The sequence below is a fragment of the Streptomyces prunicolor genome, from assembly GCF_045162825.1.
GTDB lineage: Bacteria > Actinomycetota > Actinomycetes > Streptomycetales > Streptomycetaceae > Streptomyces > Streptomyces prunicolor.
On record NZ_CP108676.1, the window covers coordinates 5,261,231 to 5,281,276 of the forward strand.

The 20,046-nt window shown below is 67.0% G+C and carries 22 protein-coding genes; 3 read left to right on the plus strand and 19 right to left on the minus strand.

The window, feature by feature from the left end; all coding sequences use genetic code 11:
* Positions 1-18 precede the first annotated feature (18 nt).
* The 14 genes from OG588_RS24070 to OG588_RS24135 all read right to left on the minus strand — a co-directional run bounded on the left by OG588_RS24070 (position 19) and on the right by OG588_RS24135 (position 10,878).
* The gene (locus OG588_RS24070; RefSeq protein ID WP_366435193.1) at positions 19-246 is read right to left on the minus strand and encodes an excisionase family DNA-binding protein; all 228 of its coding nucleotides are present in this window, start codon (positions 244-246) and stop codon (positions 19-21) included.
* Positions 247-584: 338 nt separating this feature from the next.
* Positions 585-2,147, minus strand: a complete 1,563-nt coding sequence (locus tag OG588_RS24075) for a YfjI family protein (protein WP_405949111.1) — start codon at positions 2,145-2,147, stop codon at positions 585-587.
* Positions 2,148-2,463: 316 nt separating this feature from the next.
* Positions 2,464-3,354: a bifunctional DNA primase/polymerase gene (locus tag OG588_RS24080; RefSeq protein WP_405949112.1), complete on the minus strand. Its 891-nt coding sequence runs from the start codon at positions 3,352-3,354 to the stop codon at positions 2,464-2,466.
* The gene (locus OG588_RS24085; RefSeq protein ID WP_366435222.1) at positions 3,351-3,998 is read right to left on the minus strand and encodes a DNA methylase; all 648 of its coding nucleotides are present in this window, start codon (positions 3,996-3,998) and stop codon (positions 3,351-3,353) included. The genes OG588_RS24080 and OG588_RS24085 overlap by 4 nt, the downstream gene beginning before the upstream one ends.
* A 201-nt stretch (positions 3,999-4,199) precedes the next feature.
* A complete protein-coding gene (locus tag OG588_RS24090) occupies positions 4,200-4,490 on the minus strand; it encodes a hypothetical protein (RefSeq protein ID WP_262061071.1) in 291 nt (96 codons plus the stop codon).
* Between the two features lie 18 nt (positions 4,491-4,508).
* A complete protein-coding gene (locus tag OG588_RS24095) occupies positions 4,509-4,976 on the minus strand; it encodes a hypothetical protein (RefSeq protein ID WP_405949113.1) in 468 nt (155 codons plus the stop codon).
* Positions 4,977-4,996: 20 nt separating this feature from the next.
* On the minus strand, positions 4,997-5,191 hold the full coding sequence (locus OG588_RS24100) for a hypothetical protein (RefSeq protein ID WP_366435190.1): 195 nt from the start codon (positions 5,189-5,191) through the stop codon (positions 4,997-4,999).
* Between the two features lie 17 nt (positions 5,192-5,208).
* On the minus strand, positions 5,209-5,460 hold the full coding sequence (locus tag OG588_RS24105) for a hypothetical protein (RefSeq protein WP_405949114.1): 252 nt from the start codon (positions 5,458-5,460) through the stop codon (positions 5,209-5,211).
* 141 nt (positions 5,461-5,601) lie between these two features.
* Positions 5,602-7,830, minus strand: a complete 2,229-nt coding sequence (locus OG588_RS24110) for a cell division protein FtsK (RefSeq protein ID WP_405949115.1) — start codon at positions 7,828-7,830, stop codon at positions 5,602-5,604.
* A 123-nt stretch (positions 7,831-7,953) separates the two neighbouring features.
* Positions 7,954-8,295, minus strand: coding sequence for an RRQRL motif-containing zinc-binding protein (locus OG588_RS24115; RefSeq protein ID WP_405949116.1), 342 nt, complete (start codon positions 8,293-8,295; stop codon positions 7,954-7,956).
* On the minus strand, positions 8,292-8,906 hold the full coding sequence (locus tag OG588_RS24120) for a GGDEF domain-containing protein (RefSeq protein ID WP_405949117.1): 615 nt from the start codon (positions 8,904-8,906) through the stop codon (positions 8,292-8,294). Before OG588_RS24120 ends, OG588_RS24115 begins: the two co-directional genes overlap by 4 nt.
* On the minus strand, positions 8,903-10,033 hold the full coding sequence (locus tag OG588_RS24125; RefSeq protein WP_405949118.1) for a conjugal transfer protein: 1,131 nt from the start codon (positions 10,031-10,033) through the stop codon (positions 8,903-8,905). The genes OG588_RS24120 and OG588_RS24125 overlap by 4 nt, the downstream gene beginning before the upstream one ends.
* A complete protein-coding gene (locus OG588_RS24130) occupies positions 10,030-10,320 on the minus strand; it encodes a hypothetical protein (protein ID WP_366435221.1) in 291 nt (96 codons plus the stop codon). Before OG588_RS24130 ends, OG588_RS24125 begins: the two co-directional genes overlap by 4 nt.
* Before the next feature lie 105 nt (positions 10,321-10,425).
* The gene (locus OG588_RS24135; RefSeq protein ID WP_405949119.1) at positions 10,426-10,878 is read right to left on the minus strand and encodes a hypothetical protein; all 453 of its coding nucleotides are present in this window, start codon (positions 10,876-10,878) and stop codon (positions 10,426-10,428) included.
* Between the two features lie 495 nt (positions 10,879-11,373).
* Between OG588_RS24135 and OG588_RS24140 the strand changes: the two genes are divergently transcribed.
* Complete coding sequence (locus OG588_RS24140; protein WP_366435183.1) at positions 11,374-12,141, plus strand: helix-turn-helix transcriptional regulator; 768 nt, start codon at positions 11,374-11,376, stop codon at positions 12,139-12,141.
* Positions 12,141-12,614: an NUDIX domain-containing protein gene (locus OG588_RS24145; RefSeq protein ID WP_405949120.1), complete on the plus strand. Its 474-nt coding sequence runs from the start codon at positions 12,141-12,143 to the stop codon at positions 12,612-12,614. The genes OG588_RS24140 and OG588_RS24145 overlap by 1 nt, the downstream gene beginning before the upstream one ends.
* Here OG588_RS24145 and OG588_RS24150 read toward each other — a convergent pair.
* The 4 genes from OG588_RS24150 to OG588_RS24165 all read right to left on the minus strand — a co-directional run bounded on the left by OG588_RS24150 (position 12,602) and on the right by OG588_RS24165 (position 16,388).
* The gene (locus tag OG588_RS24150; RefSeq protein ID WP_405949121.1) at positions 12,602-13,171 is read right to left on the minus strand and encodes an HD domain-containing protein; all 570 of its coding nucleotides are present in this window, start codon (positions 13,169-13,171) and stop codon (positions 12,602-12,604) included. The genes OG588_RS24145 and OG588_RS24150 overlap by 13 nt on opposite strands.
* 11 nt (positions 13,172-13,182) lie before the next feature.
* Positions 13,183-13,629, minus strand: coding sequence for a GntR family transcriptional regulator (locus OG588_RS24155; protein ID WP_405949122.1), 447 nt, complete (start codon positions 13,627-13,629; stop codon positions 13,183-13,185).
* Positions 13,630-13,777: 148 nt separating this feature from the next.
* Positions 13,778-15,016: a PIN domain-containing protein gene (locus tag OG588_RS24160; protein WP_405949123.1), complete on the minus strand. Its 1,239-nt coding sequence runs from the start codon at positions 15,014-15,016 to the stop codon at positions 13,778-13,780.
* 145 nt (positions 15,017-15,161) lie between these two features.
* Positions 15,162-16,388: a helix-turn-helix domain-containing protein gene (locus OG588_RS24165; RefSeq protein ID WP_405949124.1), complete on the minus strand. Its 1,227-nt coding sequence runs from the start codon at positions 16,386-16,388 to the stop codon at positions 15,162-15,164.
* Positions 16,389-17,301: 913 nt separating this feature from the next.
* Between OG588_RS24165 and OG588_RS24170 the strand changes: the two genes are divergently transcribed.
* Positions 17,302-18,150, plus strand: coding sequence for a PIG-L family deacetylase (locus OG588_RS24170; RefSeq protein ID WP_405949125.1), 849 nt, complete (start codon positions 17,302-17,304; stop codon positions 18,148-18,150).
* A 70-nt stretch (positions 18,151-18,220) separates the two neighbouring features.
* Here OG588_RS24170 and OG588_RS24175 read toward each other — a convergent pair whose 3' ends face one another.
* Positions 18,221-19,768: a carboxylesterase/lipase family protein gene (locus OG588_RS24175; protein ID WP_405949126.1), complete on the minus strand. Its 1,548-nt coding sequence runs from the start codon at positions 19,766-19,768 to the stop codon at positions 18,221-18,223.
* Positions 19,769-20,046: the final 278 nt, after the last annotated feature.

Consider the following 20,046-nt stretch of genomic DNA (forward strand, 5'->3'; position numbering starts at 1 on the left):
CTGCCGCCCCGGGCGTGGTCAAGCGGCTCGTTTGGCCGCGCGTCGGCGGGCGAGGTATTCGGCGGGTGCGTCTGCGGGGACGCGACGGAGACGGCCGATGTCGATGGACTCCAGTTCGCCGGTGCGGATGAGTGCGAAGCACGTGGTGCGGCCGATGCGGAGCCGGCGGGCGGCTTCTTCGACAGTGAGGAGAACCAACGTGGCGTCGCCGTCGGCGGGGGTCGCGAGGGTGCCGTGTTCGTCCAAGGCTCGCTCCTGTAGGGCTGAGTTCTCGGGGAGTGCCGCCGCACAAACCGCAAAATCCGCAGAAATACCGGGGAGACACGTTGACCTGCGGTGATGTGGTGCGCGGGCGGTGGTGGACGGTGCTCCGCAGAAATCCGCGATATTCCGCAAAAATCAGGGGCGGCCGGTGACCGGTCCCGCTCGCGCGGGTGGTGCGCGGTTTTTTGCGGAATATCGCGGGATTGTGCGACGGGCCCCCGGCAGGGATGGGGCAGGGGTCCCGTCGCAGGTCAGCGTGGTGTGCGGTGGTTATTGCGGATTTTGCGGTTTGTGCGGGAGGGGTTGAGGGCGCGGTCGGGTCACCGGCCGCCATGGCGCAGGGCGGGGTGGGCCAAGAGGCGAGGTGCCGGGGGGCGTCCGCGCTTGCCGGTCTTCTCGGGTTGGTACGAGCGCACGTATCCGTGCTCTTCCAGCAATGCGAGGGCGGGTTCGAGGTCGGCGACGGTGGGGACCTCGCTGCGGGACAGGACGGTGAAGACGTCCCGCCGGCTGACGTCCTCCCATCCGTTGTCCCGCAGCGCTTCCAGCACGCTGCGGGCGCGGCCGACGACCGGGTCGGCGCCCATGGCGTCGAACACGGCGAGGGCGTGGGCGGTGTAGTACTCCCCCAGCTCGATGGCCGCGCGCATGGTGGCCTCGGTGACGGGGTGGGCGTAGCCGTTGCCGCCGTGTTCGGCGAGGTGCAGCAACGCGGCCATGCGGGCGGTCGCGCCAATCAGCTTTCCGGCCCAGTCGGTGATGTGACCCAGCCGCCCACCGCGCGCCTTGAGCCACGGTTCGACCCGTTCCTGATAGGCGATCAGGACCGCGTCCGCCTCCGGGGTGAGCTGGATGAGCGCCGGGTCGGTCCACCCCGCGAGGGACAGGGTGAGGTCGATGACCCTCGCGGTGTAGGTGGCGGCCGTCTGCTCGGGAACCGGGTCGGTGATGACCTTCCGCTCGCCGACCGTCGACACCGGCAGCGAGTACAGGAAGCGGCCCAACAGGCCGCGCCCCTTCCCACCCTTGATCTTCCCCATGTCCACCAGCACATCGGGCTGAACAGCCAAACCCATCGTCAGGGCAGGGGCGTCGACGTACTCGCGGCGGGTCTGCCGGTTCACCCTCAGACGGCCCCCGGCGTGGCCTTTGAGGAAGACCTCCATGTTGGGACTGCCGGAGTAGCGGCCGGCGATGATGTCGAAGATTCCGCCCTCATCGCTCATCACCGACAACCGGCCGCCCTGTTCCGCGATGAGCGAGGTGACCGTCTCCGGTGTGCAGTCGTCCGCCAACAACAGGGGTTCGGCCGGCACGGTGAGGGTGTCGGCGGTCTGCGCGAGGCCGATGGCGGTGGCCACCATCTCGTCGCGCTTGTCGCCGTCGGCGGACGCGGCCTTGGCGGTGGCCTTGTCCGCCGCCTCCTTCGCCAGCCGTGCCGTCAGCTCCGCTTCCACGATCATGGGCTTCATGGCCGCCTGAAGCTGTTTCTCCGCCTCATAGAGCGGATTGGTGAGCAGGGTGAAGACGGCGGTCTTGCGGTTGCCGGGCGGGAGGGCCACCACGGTGAAGAGGTTGGTGGGCTCACGCCAGTTGCCGCGCACGTGGACCACCGACCGGCCGCCGGCCGCCGTGGCGAGCACGGCGAGGGCGATCGATCCGGCGAGGTCAGCCGGGGTCTGCGTCTCTTCCGCGACGGCCGCCACGAACTCCCCCAGCCAGGCGGGGAAGACGTGGGCGGGGAACGCGGGCCGCTCACGGCGGCCGGTGAGGGGAATGGGGTCTTCCCACACGTCCGGTGTCGCGTCGTCCTCGCCGGGCGGGTCTTCCAGGGTGGGCAGTCCGACCCACAGGTCGGGGCTGTCCACAGGCTGTGGAGTCATGAGGCGGCCCTCCCTTCGGAGGTGGTGGTGTGGGGGCAAGTCCCGGCGCGCACGCGGGCAGTGAGCCTGATGACGGCCGCCCGACCCCGGGCGCGTTCGTGCTGCCCGCAGACACAGAGCCAGTCCGCGACCGGTAGGCCCTCGCACTGGATCTGAAGACCCGGGGTGATGCCGGTGACGATGACCGTCTGCGGGTCAGAACCAACAGCAGAAAGGACGCCCTTGCGGGCGGCGACCTTCGGTTCGCCCACGCGCGGCCGTGGCGGGCCCTGTACGGCGCTCTGACGGCCTTTCATGGTGGTTCGGGATGCTTTGTTCATGCTGCGCGCTCGACAGCCGCCTCAAGGCCGTTGGTGACCGCGCGGCGCGCGTACGGCTCCGGAACGCCCACCAACACGGCGGCGGTGACGATCTCCTCACCGGCCGCCGCGAGTCCGCACGGCCCCGGGCAGGCCGTGTGCTGTGCAGCGAGGAACCGGGCGACTCCGAACGCCTGTGATCCGGCGCCGGATTCGGAGCGGGCCCGTACGAGGGCGAGTCCACGGTCAAGGCCGGTACGGACGTAGCCCTCAGTGTGGCGGCACCCGGTGGCCACCTCCCGCGACCACGTGGCACGTGCGGGAAGCGAAGAGACCACCTCCCCGGGGGCGGGGGTGGTGTCTTCCTTCACCGCGAGGGCGCGCACGGCGTCCGGCAGTGCGGTCACGGGTCCGGTGCCGGGTCCGGTGCCGGGTCCGAGCCAACGGGCGTAGGACATAAGCGACTTGATGTCCATGCCAGGCCGGACCGCGTTGTGGGAGGGCATGACGCCCCGGTAGATCCAGTGCTGCCCGCGCGTCGTCGACACGACCCGGGTCACGGGCAGGGTCTCGCGGGCCCAGGTGACGGCGGCCGGGTTGTCGAGGTCGACCACGGTCAGCCCGGCCCCACCGGGGTGGTAGCCGACGCAGACGGTCCGCTCCCATGCCGCCGTCCACAGGGGCGAGGTCACGATGGCGGGGTCGGTAGTGGCGGCGGCCCACGCGTGGCACGGGGCCGTGCAGCGGCAGGCGCCGGCGCGTTTCATGTTCGGCCGCCCGCCGCACGCGTTCCTCGCGCACGCACGGCAGTTGCCGAACGGCACCTTCCCGTCCCGCAGCGGCAGCACCGGCACACCGAACCCGGCCAGGTAGAGCGCGGTCCGCAGGTGAGCGATCACGGTGCTCATGCGACCGCCCCCAGCATCCTCGCGCCAGCGAGGTACGCGCGGCCTATGTGCTCCGTGTAGGCGGGCGGGATGGCTTCGGTGAGTTCCTCGCGGACGTCGGTCCACGTGATGCCCATCGCGGCCTGAAGCTCCGGGACGGACGGCTTGCCGCCACCGGCGCCGTACGCGGCGACGTACGGACCGTCGAAGAACTCGCCGTGCCGCCACCCGCGCACCCGCCCACGGTGCGGAACATGCGCAGGCCGGTCGGCAGTCCAACCGCCCAACTCGAAGTTGCGGTGTCGGATGACCCCGAGACCGAACATCTCCCCGCACAGCGTCAGATCCTTCCGGATCGCAGCGCGGCCGTTGGGTTGCTCGATGATGTACGGCAACCCGGTCGCGTCCAACAGGTCGCGGACGGGAGCGACCAGGTCGGCATGGGTACGACCCCATCCCTGCGAGGCGTTGGTTCCCACGGTCAGAGCGCATCCGTGCTGGCACGGCGGGGAGGCATGGACGAACGCGTACCGGTGGATCTCGCCCGACGCGATCAGGAGAGCTAGGTAGGTGAGCGCGTCGCCGTGGTGGTACGGGAAGGGGTAGTTGGGGCGGTCGGCGATGTCGCAGCCGTCCACGTCGAACCCGGCGCGGTGGTAGCCCATCGCGGCACCGCCGGCACACGAGAAGAGATCCAGCAGGCGCGGCCGGAACACGCGCCCCGTTCGAGTGGCCGGGGCTGAGAAGCCCTCGCCGAATACGTGCAGTTGGGTCATGCTGTTGGTCTCCTGTTCTGCAACGTCGGGATCGGAGACCGTGGGCGGTGGGCTGTCCTTGTCCGGGAGTGCCGCCGCCCACGGGCAGAGCTAGAAGGGCGGTTCGTTGCTGTAGCCGCCGGGTCCCCACGGGTCACGGCCGTTGTCGCGGCGACGCAGCCACCGGGGCCGGTACGGCAGGGGCATCAGGAACCAGCGCCGGGACTCGTTCCAGCAGTCGCACGGCTCCCACTCGTCACCGGCGTACTCGCCGTTTTCGTCGCCGTAGGGGTGCTCGATGCCGCCGAATCCCTCGCAGTTGGAGCAGTCGGGGCGGGGCGTGTCGGTCAGGACCAGGGACCGGCGGGGCCAGTGGGCGACCTGAATGCGCAGTCGGATCACGGGTGTTGTTCTCCCTTGTCAGCCGTAGAACTTGTTGCGCTTGATGACGGCCTTGCGGATGTTGACCGTGGTTCCGCCGTTGTGGCCGCTCGCGCTGAACACCTGCACGGCGATCCAGCCGCCGAAGATGACGGCGGCGAGGATGACGAGTTGGGTGATCAGGGCGGTCAGGGCGGTGATGAACGCGGTGAGCATGAGCAGTCCGCCGCACGCGGCGAGGAACCCGACGCCCCCGAGGGCGATGTTCACCGCCGTCCGCGAGACGGCCGGCTTGGCGGCGGCCGGTTCGCGCTTGGCGGGCTCCATGGCGTAGCCGGTGACGACGCGGCCGTCGGGAAGGACGATGCTCGTCACGGCCGGGATGGCGCCCGGCTGCATGGGCATGAGCGGGCCGGTGTGGGCGGGGACGATCGGGGTGGGGGTGTGGACTTCGACGGCGGCCGTCTCGTATCGGGCCGGGCGGCCGTACGCGGTCGGTTCGTTCACGGTGCTGGTCTCCCTTCGAGTCAGCGGCCGACGCCGGGCACGGCGTCGGTGAAGGCGGTGACGAGCTGGTTGACGGTGTCGGCCGCGCCGGTGTGGGCGAGGTAGAAGCCGAAGAGCGCGACGACGACGGCCGCGCCGGCGCCGACCGCGCGGAAGCGCAGCAACAGACCGACGACGACGGCGAGCAGCAGAACGAGCGGGATGGTGAGGACCACGGGTGCCTCCCGGCGGGTCAGCGGGTGCCGGCGCGGTAGGTGCGCGCGGCGCGGTTGTAGATCCAGCGGCCGACGCGTATGCGCTTGCCGGTCGCGTCGCAGCGGCGGCAGTCACGACCGCGCTTGACGTGTCCCTTGCGGTCGGTCTTCAGCGCGTGGCCCATGCCGGCGCACTTGCGGCAGTCGCCGAACGGGCTCAGCCAGCACTTGACGCCGTAACAGAAAGTGACGGCGAGTAGGCATGCGGCAGCGAGGACGGGAAGGCTCATCAGATGCCTCTCAGGCGGGGTTTCGGGGGTTTCCGCAGGTGGGCCGCTAGCCGCTAGCGACCTGATCAGGTGCGGTACAGGTCGCTAGCAGGGTCGCTAGCGCTAGCGACGGTTACCGCTAGCGCTAGCGACCCTTCGGGGCTACCCGGCGTCCCGACTTTCGTTGCGCTGAGTAATCGCGACGGTGAGATCCTCGCGCTTGATGCCGCGCTTGTTGACCGTCTTGCCCTCGATGCGGCGGGCGATCTGGTCAGTGCCGACGCCGAACGGCTTCAGCGCTGCGGTGAGCGCTTCCGCCTTGGGCTTGGCGTCCAGTTCGGCCCACGGGCCGTAGACGTCGGGGCGCAGGTCGGCCAGGCGGTCGACGATGGTCTCGGACCACACCTTGACCTCGCCCTTGCCCAGCACCTGGGCGACGTCGTCAAGGATGGTGACGGACATCTCCGGGGCCGGCGCCTCGCCTGCCGCGTCACCGGTCAGCGTGCCCTCCGCCTCCCGCAGCGCGGCGGCCCGGGTGAGGATGCGCTCGGCATCGCGGCCGTCGGCCAGGTAGGTGCGCACGATCCCGGCATCGTCGGACATGCCCTTGAGCAGACCGACACCCTTGTGGGACTTCAGCAACTTGGACGCGTCCAAGCCCTCCGAGTACGACCCGGCACCGAGGATCGTGTCCGACACCTGGTAGGCGCCGACCCGCAGCGCGAACCGGGCCTGATGCTGGTCACGCAGCTCCGAGGGGCACGCCTTGTCGTCCGGCTTCTGCGTCGCCGTCATCACGGAGACACCCACCGCGGGGGCGACCCGGGCGAGGTAGACCATCAGGGACAGGATCTCTTTTCCGTGCTCGGGGTGGGTCAGGTACTCCTGTACCTCATCCACGATGAACAGGGTCAGGGGCATGTTCAGCTTCTTGTCCCGGCTGATCTCCGGGGTCAGCTTGCCCTCCGGGCAGATGTGCAGCGGCAGTTCCGAGAGCCGGTGATAGCGGTCCTCGACATCCGCCTTGAGTTCCCGCAGCGAGGTCAGCAGATGCCCCACCGGGTCGACCCCGTTCTTGGGCACGATGCCGAACCCGATGCGGTGGGCGACCTTGGCGAACGTGCGCCAGTCCGGCGACGCCTTGCCGTCGAACACGTACAGACGCACGTACGGATCCAACGCGGCGGCGAGCGCGATCGTGCGGGCAGAGAACGTCTTGCCCTGACGCGGCACGGCGCCCACCAGCAGGGACAGCCACAGCATCGTGGCCATGACCGGGTTGCCGCGCTCGTCAACGCCCCATGGGAACGGCTTCCAGAAGTCCACCCGGGTCGCCCCCAACAGCGGCGACTTGCCCGACGGGACGGCGAGCGGGTCACGGTCGGCGATCCAGTACGAGATACGCCGGTTGCTCGTCTCATCCTTGTCGAGGAACAGTTGGGTTGGGGCGATGTCCAGACCGGACGCGAGCCGGCCATGAGCCTTGAGCGCGTCTTGGAAGTGCTTGCCGTACGGCAGGTCCACGATCACGCGCCAGCCGTCCCCGTCACGGCCGATCGGCCTCGGGAAGGCAATGGACTGATCCCTTTCCGTCAGCCCCGCGACCTCGTGTGCGCGGATGACGATGTCCGACGACAACTTGCGCTTGCGGAACGTCACCTTGGCCATGTCGATGAGCGGCCGGTCCGCCGGCGCCCCGACCACACCCAGGGTGGTGGCCAGCGTCGCCACGGCCAGCATGAGCAGCCACGACGGCGCCATGACGAACAGGGTCAGCGCGGCGGCGAGACCGACGAAACCGCCCACCGTGGCGACGATCCCCCGCAGCCTGACGCGGTCGTTGCGCTGCCGGGACAGCTTCAGGTACTCCGCCGCGTCCTCGTTGGCCACGGAGGCGAGACGCAGGCTCTTGCCCTCCGCGTCGGACACCCACCGGCCGATCGCGGTCGACCAACGCCACGCGCCGCGCGGCGAGTACATGCAGATCTTCGGCGTGTAGACCAGCGGCAACCGGACCGCGTGGTAACCGACCACGGCGGAGTAGTGCCGAACGGCCCACTTACGGACGGCCGTGCGCTGGTCCGGGAGCTTCACCCAGTCCGGCAGCACCGGCATACGGGCCTTGTCCTTGGCCTCCATCCATTCCGCAACCGAGGGCGGGTAGACCTCGCGCGGCGGATCGACCGGGGCGCCCTCGCTCAGGCCGTCGGCCTCCGGGTCGTCGGTGTCGGGGAGTTCGGCCTCCCACTCCCCCGGCTTCACCGCGCCCTCGCTCGGGGCGGTCGGGTCGGGGTCGGTCTTCTTCTTCAGCGGGAACGGCAGCACGTCGGCCGTCGGATGTTCGGTGCCCTCCGGGTCCCCGGCGGGCGTGAACGTGGTGGTCTCGGTCACGATGTACGTACTCCTTCGGGAGTCGAAAGGGTCCGGCCGGCTTGCTGTAGGAGGCGGACGGCCGGACCCGCCCAATGTGGCGGTGATTTCGACGAAGGCCGGAACGGAATGTTCCATGTCGATTTAGGCGACGCACTGTTCCTCGGGATAGGCGCAGGTCACGCACATGCCGAGCGTGGGCGGGATGACGTATCCGGCGTCCCGGCAGCACTCGGGGCAGGTGCGGCGAGCGCGCATCATCGCGGCGTGAGCCCGCCACCGGCCCGCCGTCATCGGCCGGACCGGTTGGGCGAGGTCGACGCGGTACAGGTAGGCGACAAGCGGCGGGCGGCCTCGTCGCCGGGGGCGTTCGAGCTGGGCGGCGACGTCCTGTCCACCGGGGCGCAGGTCGCGGGCCCGTAGTTGGCGGCGGGTGGCGTAGCCGTCCGGGGCGAGGTGCCACCGGAAGACCGGCAGCGTGCTCATGCCGCCCCGCGCCGTCCGGGACGACGGCCGGCCACCGACCCGAGCAAACGCCCGAGACGCGCCCGGCGAGGACCGGACCGCCCCGACCGCTTGGCCGCATACATGGCTTCATCAGCGCGGCGAAGCAGCGCTGACAGGTCCTCACCGGGGTGGTCGGCGGCCCGCACCCACCCCAGCGACACCGTGGTGCGCACGTCGGGGGCGGTGTCGACCGGCCGGGCGAGGACGCGGGCGAGGGTGTGCAGCCGGTCGGGCATCGTGCCGTCGCGGTCGATGACGACGGCGGCGAATTCGTCCCCACCCAGCCGCCCCACGACACCGCCAGGGGTGGTGCCGTGGGCGAGGCGGCCGGCGATCGTGGCGAGCAGCGCGTCACCGGCCGCATGCCCGTGGGTGTCGTTGATCTGCTTGAAGTGGTCGACGTCCGCCAGCACGACCACGGCGCGCGGGTCGCGCAACAGGCGGCGGGCCCGCCGGGTGAACGCGTCCCGCGTCCACAACCCGGTGAGCGGGTCACGGCGGGCGGTGGTCAACCGGCTGTGCAGCCACCGGGCGTGGACCGCCCACCCCAGAGCGGGCACGGCTGGTAAGAGCGCGGCGACGGTGTTCACGGCGTCACCACCGTCGTGGCGCGTTCGGCGAGCAGGGCGTCACGCAGCATGCGGGCGTTGGCGGGCGAGGTGCGCAGGGCCCGGCGGATGCCCTCGCCGGTCACCTGAGCGTCCGTCAGACCGGCCGTCGCCTTGCGTGCTTCCGCCATGAGCTGTTCGGGGGTGCGGCGAGTGCGGGTCGACTTGGCGGCGACCGGGACGCGGCCTGTCGCCCGACGCGGCGCGGTCGACGCGGCCGGTACCGAGCGGGAGGACGCCGGGGCGATCGGGACCGGCTTCACCACCGGGACGGCGGCGGGCATCGGCTTGGTACCGACACCCGACTTGCCGAGATCGACCGGCGCCGGGTCGGGCACCACAAGCCGCGTCACTACGAACGTGGGAGTGCTCGATACAGGCAGGTCAGAGGTAGACCGTTCTCGACTACTTCTGGTCGATTCCTCCGCATTCGTGACAGCGTCGAAAACCGGGGCGAGGGCGGGGGCGGTACCGCCGAACATCGACGCAAGGGCCGCGTCCGCGCCGTCGGTGATCCGGTCGCGCTGGACATTCAGCAGCCTCGATCCGAGGGCCGCGTCTCCTACCCCGACCTTGCGGGCCAGTCGCCACGACGCCCGATCCGACCGCTTCCGCACCCGGTCGACCGGGTGGTGTACGGCGCGCGCCCGGTGGTAGGCGAGGGCCTGCACGATGTCGGCGGTGCGCCGCTCGTTCTCCGCGTCGCGGCCGTCGGTGTGGACGACGATCCGGCGGGCGAGGAACGCCATGCCCTCCGCCGACACGGACATGCCCATCGGGGTCAGGGCATAGATCACGGTGCGGCCCGGGTCCGGCGCGGCCATCGCGCCCATGACGGCAGCGGCGGCTGGCAGCGCCCACAACCCGATCCGTACGACGCGCGGCGAGGACTGACCCAGCATGGTCAAGCCCAACAGAACCAGGGCGAGAACGGCCGTTGCACCCTCACCGGCACCGAGGGCACCGAGCGCGGTCCCCGTGCCGTAGGCGTGCCCGATGTTGCTGTACGTGCCGATCCCGCCGACCACGCCCGTGGCGAGCATCGGCACGAACGCGGCCGTCAGCACACCGATCTGAACCCTTGTCAGAGGCTTGCGGGTCTCGTTCATGCCGCCTCCCCTGTCACCGGCCGGAAGGCGCGAGCGGAACGCAGGAACGGCACCGTACGGGTCAGCGCGTCCGCATACAGGGCGTCCCAACCGGCGACGTCGTCACCGGTCACCGCCTCCGCACGCAGGTCGGCGAGGATGTCACGGGCCGCGTCCTCACGGGCGGCACGCTCACCGTCCGTCTCGAACTCCAATGGGCCCCGGAACAGGTCGACGTCGATACCGAGCGCCAGTTCCGCGAACTCGAAGTCGCCGTGCGCTTCCTGGCCAGCGACGAAAGTGCGCATACGCATGGTGGATCTCTCCTAGATACGTCGGGAAGGGCGCGGGGCGGTCGGCTGTCCTGTCCGGGAGTGCGACCGCCCCGCGAAGTGGCGAGGTGCGAGGGGTGATCAGGGGTAGACGTGACGAGCGCCGACTACCCGCAGCGCGGTGTGCGCCTTGCGGGCCCGCAGGCCCGCCGCGCCCAACTCGTCTGCGGAGGCATCCCCGATGGCCATCGCGGCGTCAACGGCCTCTTGCGCAACGGCAAGCAGGCCGGTGTCCCGCGTGACCATGTGGAGCGCGTCCATCGCGCTGGTGACAGCGGAACGGGCCGCGTAGCGGGACTGCCGCGTAGCGGGACTGTCTTCCCTGCCCTCGCGGCGAGCCTCGATCTTCAAGTACTGCTGTTCACGGTGGCGCACGATCGCGGCCAGTAGCGCCGGGATCGCGGCGGCCAGCGCCTCGCGACGCCGTTCGGCCGCCGCCTCGCGGGTGGTGCGGGCCGTGGTCAGGTGCTGCATGAACCCGGCGACCACGGTGCCGGCGAGCGTGCCGAACACGGCGATGAGCGTTGCGATCACGCAAACCCCCAAGGGTGAGTCGGGATGGAACCAGGGCGGCAAGCTGTCCTGTCCGGGAGTGCCACCGCGCTGGGAACGACGGCCAACACCCCACATTCATCGGGGTGTTGGCACGGAAGTGGTGCGCTGTCTCCTTCGGGAACACGAGCTCCCGTTTCAGGCGTATGGAGACGTGACCTTTCGGTCTGAGCCCTCCGGTTGACCAGGGGTCCGGGTCCCTCGGCCCGCTCTGTCCCGGGCCCCTTGTCGTGCGCTCGTTCGGCCCGCCGAAGCGACCCGAACGAGAGGAACATGTATTACGTGTTCCTCATCTTGCAGAGGGAGGTTCGCCCCGTCAAGCCCTTCGGCTGTTGGAGGTCTGCGAGTCCCTCGCGCTCGATGTACCTACAGACTGGCGTCGGCAGTGACGACGTTCGACTTCGCGCTTGCGCGGCTCAGGTCGTTCTTAGCTACCGTGAAGTCGAACCAAGTCGTCCCAGGAAGTCGGAGGTTGGCATGGCGAACGAGCGACTGCGCGGCGCGATAGTGGACTTGGGCCTGACGCTCGATGAGGTCGCCGAACGACTCGGGGTCGCGGCCAAGACGGTCGAGCGATGGATCAACGAACCTGAGCGCAAGCCATATCGCCGGTTCCAGTTCGCAACCGCATCGCTGTTGAGGTGCGAGGTGTCGTACCTGTGGCCGGACGAGCGCACGTCAGCCGAGGTCGCGGCCGCCGGCAACGCGGAGTTGGTCAGGCTCTATCCACACCGCTCCGTCGTGATGCAAACCCTCTGGACAAGCCTCTACTCCAAGGCAACCCGCCAGTTTGACCTGTTGGTGTACTCAGGGTTCTGGCTCACGGAAGACGCCTCATTCCACCGCATCGTGAAAGAGAAGTCGGCCGACGGAGTGCCCATCCGCTTCATGCTGGGAGAGCCCACGTCGCCAGCCGTGGCCACGCGCGGCGAGGACGAAGGGATCGGCGCTGCGATGGCAGGCAAGATTCGAAACGCCCTCGTCAACTACGGCCCGCTCTTCGGCCTGCCCGGTGTCGAGTTCCGCCTGCACGGCACCACGCTCTACAACTCGATCTACCGGGCCGATGACGAGATGTTGGCGAACGGCCACCTCTACGGGGTCGGCGCCTACATGGCCCCCGTGCTCCACCTGCAACGGGTCCCGGGCGGTGAACTCTTCGACGCCTACGCTGAGAGTGTTGAGAAGGTGTGGGAGTCGGCCCGTCCGATCTCCTCACCCGCCGATTGGGAAGGCACGCGCTGATGAGCCGGATCGACTACTTCCGCGACCCGAACGCCCCGAAGGCCAACTCAGTGGTCCCCTCGGTGACGGCGATGGTCCGGGACGACGCCGGACGCCTGTTGCTGATCCACAAGACGGACAACGACCTTTGGGCCCTGCCCGGTGGTGGCCACGACATCGGCGAACGCATCGCTGACACGGTCGTTCGCGAGGTCCGGGAAGAGACCGGCATCGACGTTGAGGTCGACGACATCGTGGGGCTCTACACCGACCCTCAGCACGTGTTGGCGTACGACGACGGCGAGGTCCGGCAACAGTTCTCCATCTGCTTCCGGGCCCATCCGGTCGGCGGTTCACTGCGCACAAGTAGCGAGTCGAAAGAGGTCCGCTGGATCGATCCGGCGGACCTTGACGGACTGGACATCCATCCGTCGATGATGCTGCGCATTCAGCACGGTCTCGATGACACGCGGCGCGATCCCTACATCGGCTGACCACCAACGGAGGCTTCGGCCATCCGGTCCCCGACGCGCTTCGACGCTGCGTGGATCTCGGGGGCCGCACGCTGGATGAACCGCCCGACGATCGTGTCCGCGCCGTATCTCTGCACGATCTCATCCAGCCGCTCAGCCGCCGTCGTCTGTGTCCCGTCCGGCGTCGTCGTCATGTCGCAGTACAGCAAGGCGTCTACCAGGTCGGGACGCTCTAGGTCGAACTCGCTCTCAAGTTCCTGACGGAGTCCGCGTTCCTCCGCTTCCAGCAAGGCACAGGAGTGATGCGCAACGAGACGAACAACCCGTTCGTCCGCGCCTTCCTGATCCCTGAGGAACCGCGCGCCGTCCAGGGGATGGAAACCGGTGGCAGCAATGGCCGGCGAGTAGCCGATGTCATGCAGCACGGCCGCGGCTTCCAAGAGCTCCGCGTCGCCACCCAGGATCGGGCTCAGGGAGCGAGCGCGCTTGGCGACCCCTAGCGAGTGCTCCCACCGGCGCGGGAGCGGTTCGGAGAGCAACGATTCGGAGAGCGTGTACGCCCACTCAGTCAGTCCCATGGCGGCCAAGACTACGGCCGGGCGGTGGGAGTGGGGAGAGCGCGCACGGTTCGCCCCTTGCCGTGCACGGTGGCAAGCAGGCCGTTCCCCTCCATCTGGGCGAGGACGCGGCGCACGGCGGTCCGGGACGCGTCGAACCGCTCACACAGCTTCGCTTCGGATGGGTATGCGTCTCCGACCGAGAGTGAGTCCTCTTCGATCACGTCTGTCATGCGCTCAGCGAGCGACCGCCGGTCGCCTCCCCGAACCACGCGCCACCCGATCCCGGGGGCAGACTCAACAACTCCATTGGCTTCGAGAACCTTGAGCGCGCGGCGGATTGTATTACGGGAGACGCCGTGAGCGCTCATCAGATCAGCCTCCGAGGGCAAGGCGTCGCCCACGTCCCCCGATGCGATCTGTCGACGCAACGTCTCAGAGACCTGCAAGTATGTACCTCGCGGACTGGCCTGCGACACGCAGCCTCCCCATTCTTTGCCTTCGCCGAACCCGTGCAATGGCGCCGCACAAGCTCCAGGTTCCCACATCACGCGCGACACGCGGATACTCGGGGAGTGCGATAAATCAGGGCACGAGCGACGAAAATGGCCGAGCCGCAGTGCCTGACTATTCAAGCTCTCGCTCTATTCTGGAAAACTCGCGACCGATTACAGCCTTTTCATTACTGAGCATTTGCAATCTCTCAAGCGCACTCTGACGTGTTGCGACTGCCTCATCTCTGGCATTCCGAAAGTACTCCAACTCGGTCGCAAGAAGCGCCCTTTCTGGATTCGACTCCTCCATTCCCGCAAGCGCTTCCGCCCCATTCGTCAGTCTCATAGCGGCTGCCATTTCGCGATGCTCCGCTTCACGTAGCGCATGGCTAGCAGAAGCAGTCCCGGCATCTATTTCACGAATCTGCACAGATAGCCTTTCGAACTCCTTTCTCATTTTGCGTTGCACATCCGAACGGTGCTTCACTTGATCAATTGTATTTTGACTAACTCTCACATTCAAAACACTTGGAACTCGCGTCAAGAATGCGGTTAGAGTGATATGCGAGTATGAGACTCCTGCCACATCTCGCATCTCTTTAACAAGCTCCGGACGCGGGCCCACAGACAAGCCACACTGCATTCGCACCCAATCCTCTTTTACGTCTGTCGAAATAAAAAGGATAGGATCACTCACCTCCTGTGCGTACTCCAGAATTTCACGCCAGATGAAGTAATCACCGTAACCATCCTCACCCTTCTTGTTCACATCCTTATAGCCTGGAGGAATCTTCTCCTTTCCTCGTCGCTCCGCTTCTAGCTTCACCTCATCCCGCCTGTCGGAGGCTATACCGCTTCCCACCCTGTTATCGAATATCACAGCAAGACGCCTAAGTATCGGATCATCGGAGACGAGATGCTCCGGGCTCAAATCGAAATCATCTACATCCGCCCGCACGTCTTGCATAATCTGCCGGATCGATTCACTGAACGGAGCAAGGTACGCATTAGCGCTGCTTGCGAGTGAACGCAGGCGTGCGAAGTCACGCAAGGATGCCAGAAGCGCCTCAGAAGCCTCCACTACAGCACCCGACTTCTCCTTAAGCGCCCGAATGTGCACATCCACGCTCGACAATCTATTCCTGTGAAATTCATCCGCCACTTGTCGCGGTATCCAGATACGAGAGGCAACGGTTTCAATAACGTGGAGGTATTCATCCCGGGCGTGCGAATTCATGCGATAGAGGTTAAGAATCGCGTTGGTGTCCAAGACGATCCGATAAGACCTAATCGCCTCATCGACACCGCTCTGCGACTTCCTCCAATACTCTTCATATCCCGAAGTAAAGGACCCTGCGTGATAGTCAGACATTTTTCCCACCCCATATCTTCAGCCCTGACCTAGGATAGCGTTGAGTCGCTCACTGGTCTGGTCTTTATCTAATAGATAGGCGACTGCTGTCGTCAGCGGCTAGCGCTAAGTCACCCCGGGTCGGTCGGGCACTGGTGGCGACGTTTCAGATCGCTGATTTAGCCGAGCTATCCTTCGGCGCGACCGTCGTTCCACTTCCGCTTTTCCTTGTGACTTCATTCTTCTGTCCACTGCGCCGTCGGGGAAGCGCCGCTCTAGTGGCAGGCTCATCACTTGCGAGCACAAGACCACTAATAGTGGATTCAGCATGAGGAGCTTTAGGTGATTCTACATATTCGCCTGAAGGTCGCGACGCTCCACCCCTTCGGTGGCGCCCTATACGGCTTTCAGAGTCCGCAGGCATGTTATTGATTCCAAGATCCTGCAAGAGGAGATCAAGCATTCCTGAATGCTCCAACGCCCCAAACTTCGCTAGGGCCTGCTGAGCCTCCATAATTACTTGCGCTAGGTCGATTTTCGCTTTGAGTTTCATTCGCTCGACAAGCGCTTCCCCTCTCTGCCTTTCCAATTCAGCCTGCAACCGCTCGGCCCTAGCGTCTTCGATGTATTGCTCTGCTTCTGCGAGAAGCTGATCAACGATACGCCCCGCGTCCGCGCGAAGCCTCCGACTCTCGGATCCGGCTTTATCGATAATTTCGTTCGCTTCAGATTCCGCTCGGGCTACCAACCTATCAAAGCTGCCTTGAGCCTGTTCCAGCCTACCTTGCGCCTCAATCCGTGCAGAACTTTCAATCTCCTGGGCTGTCGCTCTAGCCTGATCCACAAGAACTTGCGCTTCCGTCTGGGCAAGCGGAACAAATCCCCGAGCTTCATTCAGTTGAGCATCGACAGCGTGGAGCATTCCGCTCAATTGCGCTTCCATCTCAAGGGCGAAGTTTACTCTTTTTTGAGCGTCTTCTTGCGCTCGCTTCGCCTGACCAAAGACCGATGCAGGGTCATTGGCGATGACGCGGTAAGCCTCTAGTTCGACCTTTAGGGCTTCCATTTCCGCAAAGAATTCACTTTGGGCACCCCTGTCGCGATCCCATCTTTCTTGGGCCGCAGCGGCATCCGCGAGGCGTCGGGACCATTCGCGAGTATCACCCTTCAGGTATCCCACTAGGTCGACTAGTTGTATTTCCTCAGGTAGGGCCTGCCCGTTAAAGATCGACGAGTAGGTGGCGAGGGTGTAGCCCACCTTGTCCGCCAGGGTCCTGTACGAGGGAGACCCAGCTCGGTCCCGCAGCTCCCGAAGGGCCTGAGCAAACTGTGTACGAGGGCGATCGTCATCGGGCAGAGGCTTGAGCTTGCGGCCAGCCACAGGAGCTCCCATTGTTCAGACGGGCTTCGACATGGTGGCGATTGTTCAGCTTCCTGCGCTCCATCGCCACCAGAATCGCGAAACTGCCCCCTAGACGGGACACACAGCCGATTGTTCGCGATTGTTCAGGCAATCCACTCGCAGTTTGCCGGGAACAATCAGGCCAGGATCTACTGATGTAGCGCTGCACTACGTCGATGTTCGTGCAGAGCAAAACGGCCCTCCCGTTGCACCGGGAGAGCCGTTCGAGAGTGTCCCAGGTTGGAGAGGAACACATGAAGAGAGTACGACTTTTCGCGGTGTTGGTGAAGTCGCTTCAGTCTCGTGCGGCGAACCCCGCCGCACGGCAGAAGCTTGTCGTGGGGGTGACCTGCGCTTCCGTGGGGTTGGCCATCGCCCTGGTCTCGGACGCCGGTGCCGGCGCTCAAACTGCCATCGCGCTGGCGTCCCTCTGGCGGGAGGAGAGGAGGACCCACCCCCTCTAGGGTGCAGGTCAAGCTCACCTGGGCACCCGAATCCGGCTCGTCTTAGAAGCGTGTCAGCCTGACTTTCTCTGCGCTGCTCGTTGTCCTGGTTCTTGTCCAGTGCGCTGACGGCCGTCACCGTTCACCGCCGTGTGCGTACCCCGTCTGAGCTGCCTGGTGGACGTCTGCGGACGGTCCTGAACGGCCGCGCGGACAGTTGGAAAGCGTGTTGGGGGCAACCCCTCACGAGTTCGAATCTCGTATCCTCCGCCAGTGCCTCACCGGGCACTACGAAGTAGCCCTGATTCACGGAAACGTGGGTCAGGGCTTCTTTGCTTTGGGCTGCGTCGGGAACAGCCGGTCCGGTCGGCGCCGTTGCATCGGTCGAGGGACCGGCGCCGTAGCGGTACGCCGGTCGCGCCGTGTGGACCAAGACGTACTTCTGCAGGAGGACTGTTTTCATGACTGACCGGCCCTTGACGCTCATGGCAGTGCACGCTCACCCCGACGACGAGGCCACCAGTACCGGAGGGGTCCTCGCGCGGTATGTGGCGGAAGGCATCCGTACGGTTCTTGTGACCTGTACCGACGGCGGGTGCGGGGATGGACCAGGGGGTGTCAAGCCGGGTGATCCCGGGCATGACCCGGCGGCGGTCGCCCTGATGCGTCGGCAGGAACTCGAGGCGAGCTGTGACGTCTTGAAGATCAGTGATCTGGAGATGTTGGACTACGCCGACTCCGGGATGATGGGCTGGCCGAGCAACGACGCCCCCGGTTCCTTCTGGCAGACCCCCGTGGAAGAAGGCGCGGGCCGGCTCGCGGAGCTCATGCGGCATTACCGGCCCGATGTGGTCGTCACCTATGACGAGAACGGTTTTTACGGGCACCCCGACCACATCCAGGCTCACCGCATCACGATGGCGGCGCTGGAGATGACGGCGTCGGAGACGACCGCGCCGACACCGAAGGTGTACTGGACCACGATGCCCCGCTCGACGATGCGGCAGTTCGGCGAGATCATCCGCGAGTTCCATCCGGACATGCCGGAGCCGGATCCCGCCGAAGTCGCCGAGATGGCCAAGATGGGCCTCCCCGACGACGAGATCACCACCTGGGTGGACGCCACCGCGTTCAGCGACCAGAAGTTCGACTCGCTGGCCGCGCACGCCAGTCAGGGCGACAACATCTTCTTCCTCAAGATGGGCAAGGAGAGGTTCGGCGAGCTGATGGGCGTGGAGACCTTCGTACGCGTCCAGGACGCGACCGGCGCGGCCCTGCCCGAGAACGACCTCTTCGCCGGACTGCGCTGACCCTGCCCGCCCGTCCACCCGTCCGAGGAGCAAGTAGCTCTGGTCCCGCGGGTGTTCGGCGTCCCCTCGCTCACCGTGCGGGATGCCACCACGGCGACACATACGCCGGCGGTTCATCCACAAACGGCGTCTCCCCGCCGATCTGCCGGGCGCGGGTGCCGTCGGGATCGTCCATGTCGTACGCGGGCCAGCCGGGGTCGCCGTTCGTGAGGAACCCCGTCCACGCGGCGATCAGGGTGTCTCGGGCGGCGCGTTGCTCCGGGGTGTCGATGTCCAGGAGGGCGAGTTGGTCGAAGGCGTAGAAGCGTTCGCAGCCGTGGAAGGCGCCGTAGTGGGGGCCCAGGGGTTCGGCGGAGAAGAGGTAGGTGTGGGCGGTGCCGCCGGCCTTGGTCTGGAGTTCGGCCAGGTGCGTTGCCCGGCGGCGGTAGACGGCGTCGGAGAGGAAACGGGTTCGTAGGTCGGACAGTTCGGCGGACTCGTCATTGGACGGGGCGCTGGACCTGTCGTTGGACTGGTCGTTCGGCGCGTGCGGTGCTTCGTGGTCGCGGTATGCCTCCAGCATGCCTCGCGGGTGTTGTACGCCCGCCAGTTCCATCTCGGACAGTAGGGCCTGCTCGTTTGCCGGGTGTAGGTAGTGCTCGCTGGCGTAGAGGTACTGGAAGGTGCGGAACTCGTCCCGGTTGGCGCCGATCAGGAGGGGGATGTGGGTCGCCGCGCCCGCTGCGATGGCCTTGGCCGGGTCCTTCTCGATGACCGTTCCGTCGTGGACCAGGCCCCACGCTCGGCCGCCGGGGAGGTTGCGGGCGCCGAAGTCCTGGTCGATCACCGTGTGTTGGGCCTCGATGATGCGGGGCAGGGGGGCCGACTGCAGTTCGGTCATCGTCTTGGCACCGACCTGCGTCATCAGGTCCTCCGTGATGGCGGCGGAGAGGTCGGGTGGGTAGAGGCGGCCGATGCTGCCGCTGTGCAGGATCGCCTTGTGGAAGGTGCCCCGGGCGGCGGAGTGGGTGAGCAGGGCGCCGATCGAGAAGGCTCCCGCCGAGTGGCCGGCGACGGTGATGCTGTCCGGATCGCCGCCGAACGAGGCGATGTTGGCGTGGATCCAGTGCAGTGCGGCGGTCTGGTCCTGGAGGCCGAGGTTGGCGCTGTCCCGCCACTCGTTCGCGTCCGGGCCTGCCGGGTGTAGCCAACCAAGCGCTCCTACGCGGTAGTTGGGAGCCACTACCACCGCGCCGGTCAGGCGGGAGAGGGCGGCGCCGTCCGTCGTCGGCGGGGAGGCCGTGCCCAGTTCGAAGCCGCCGCCGTAGATCCACACCAACACCGGTCGCCTGCCTGCCAGTTCGGGCGTCCATACGTTCAGGTACAGGCAGTCCTCGGACGTCTCCCAGCCGCCGGGGCCGTCCGCGCCTCGCTGTGCGGGGCCCGCCGGGTACTCGGTCGCCTCGCGTACGCCCTCCCAGGGGGTGGGGGGTTGCGGTGGGCGCAGGCGCAGGGGGCCGACGGGTGGGACGGCGAACGGTACGCCGGCGAACAAAGCTGCCGTGCCGTCGTCCGTACGGGTTCCGCGCAGGACGCCGTGGGTGGTGGGTGCGATGGGTGCGGTCTGAGGCATCGTCATCGGGTCAGCCATCCTTCGTGTCTTTCGTATCCGTTGTGGGCGGGGCCGGTACGTCCATCTCCAACAGGCAGGCCGCGAGGCTCCTTCCGTGGGCGTCCAGGCGGAGGGAACGGGTGACGCCGCCGTCGAGGGCGTCGTGGAGGACGAACTTGAGGGCGTGGAGGGACGGAATCTCGTAGCGGTGGATCGGGCCCGGGGGGAGGTCGGGGAAGTGGGCGCGTACGCGGTCGGGGGTGAGGAGTGTGCGGAGGTGGGGGGAGTGCGCGGGCCGGTAGGCG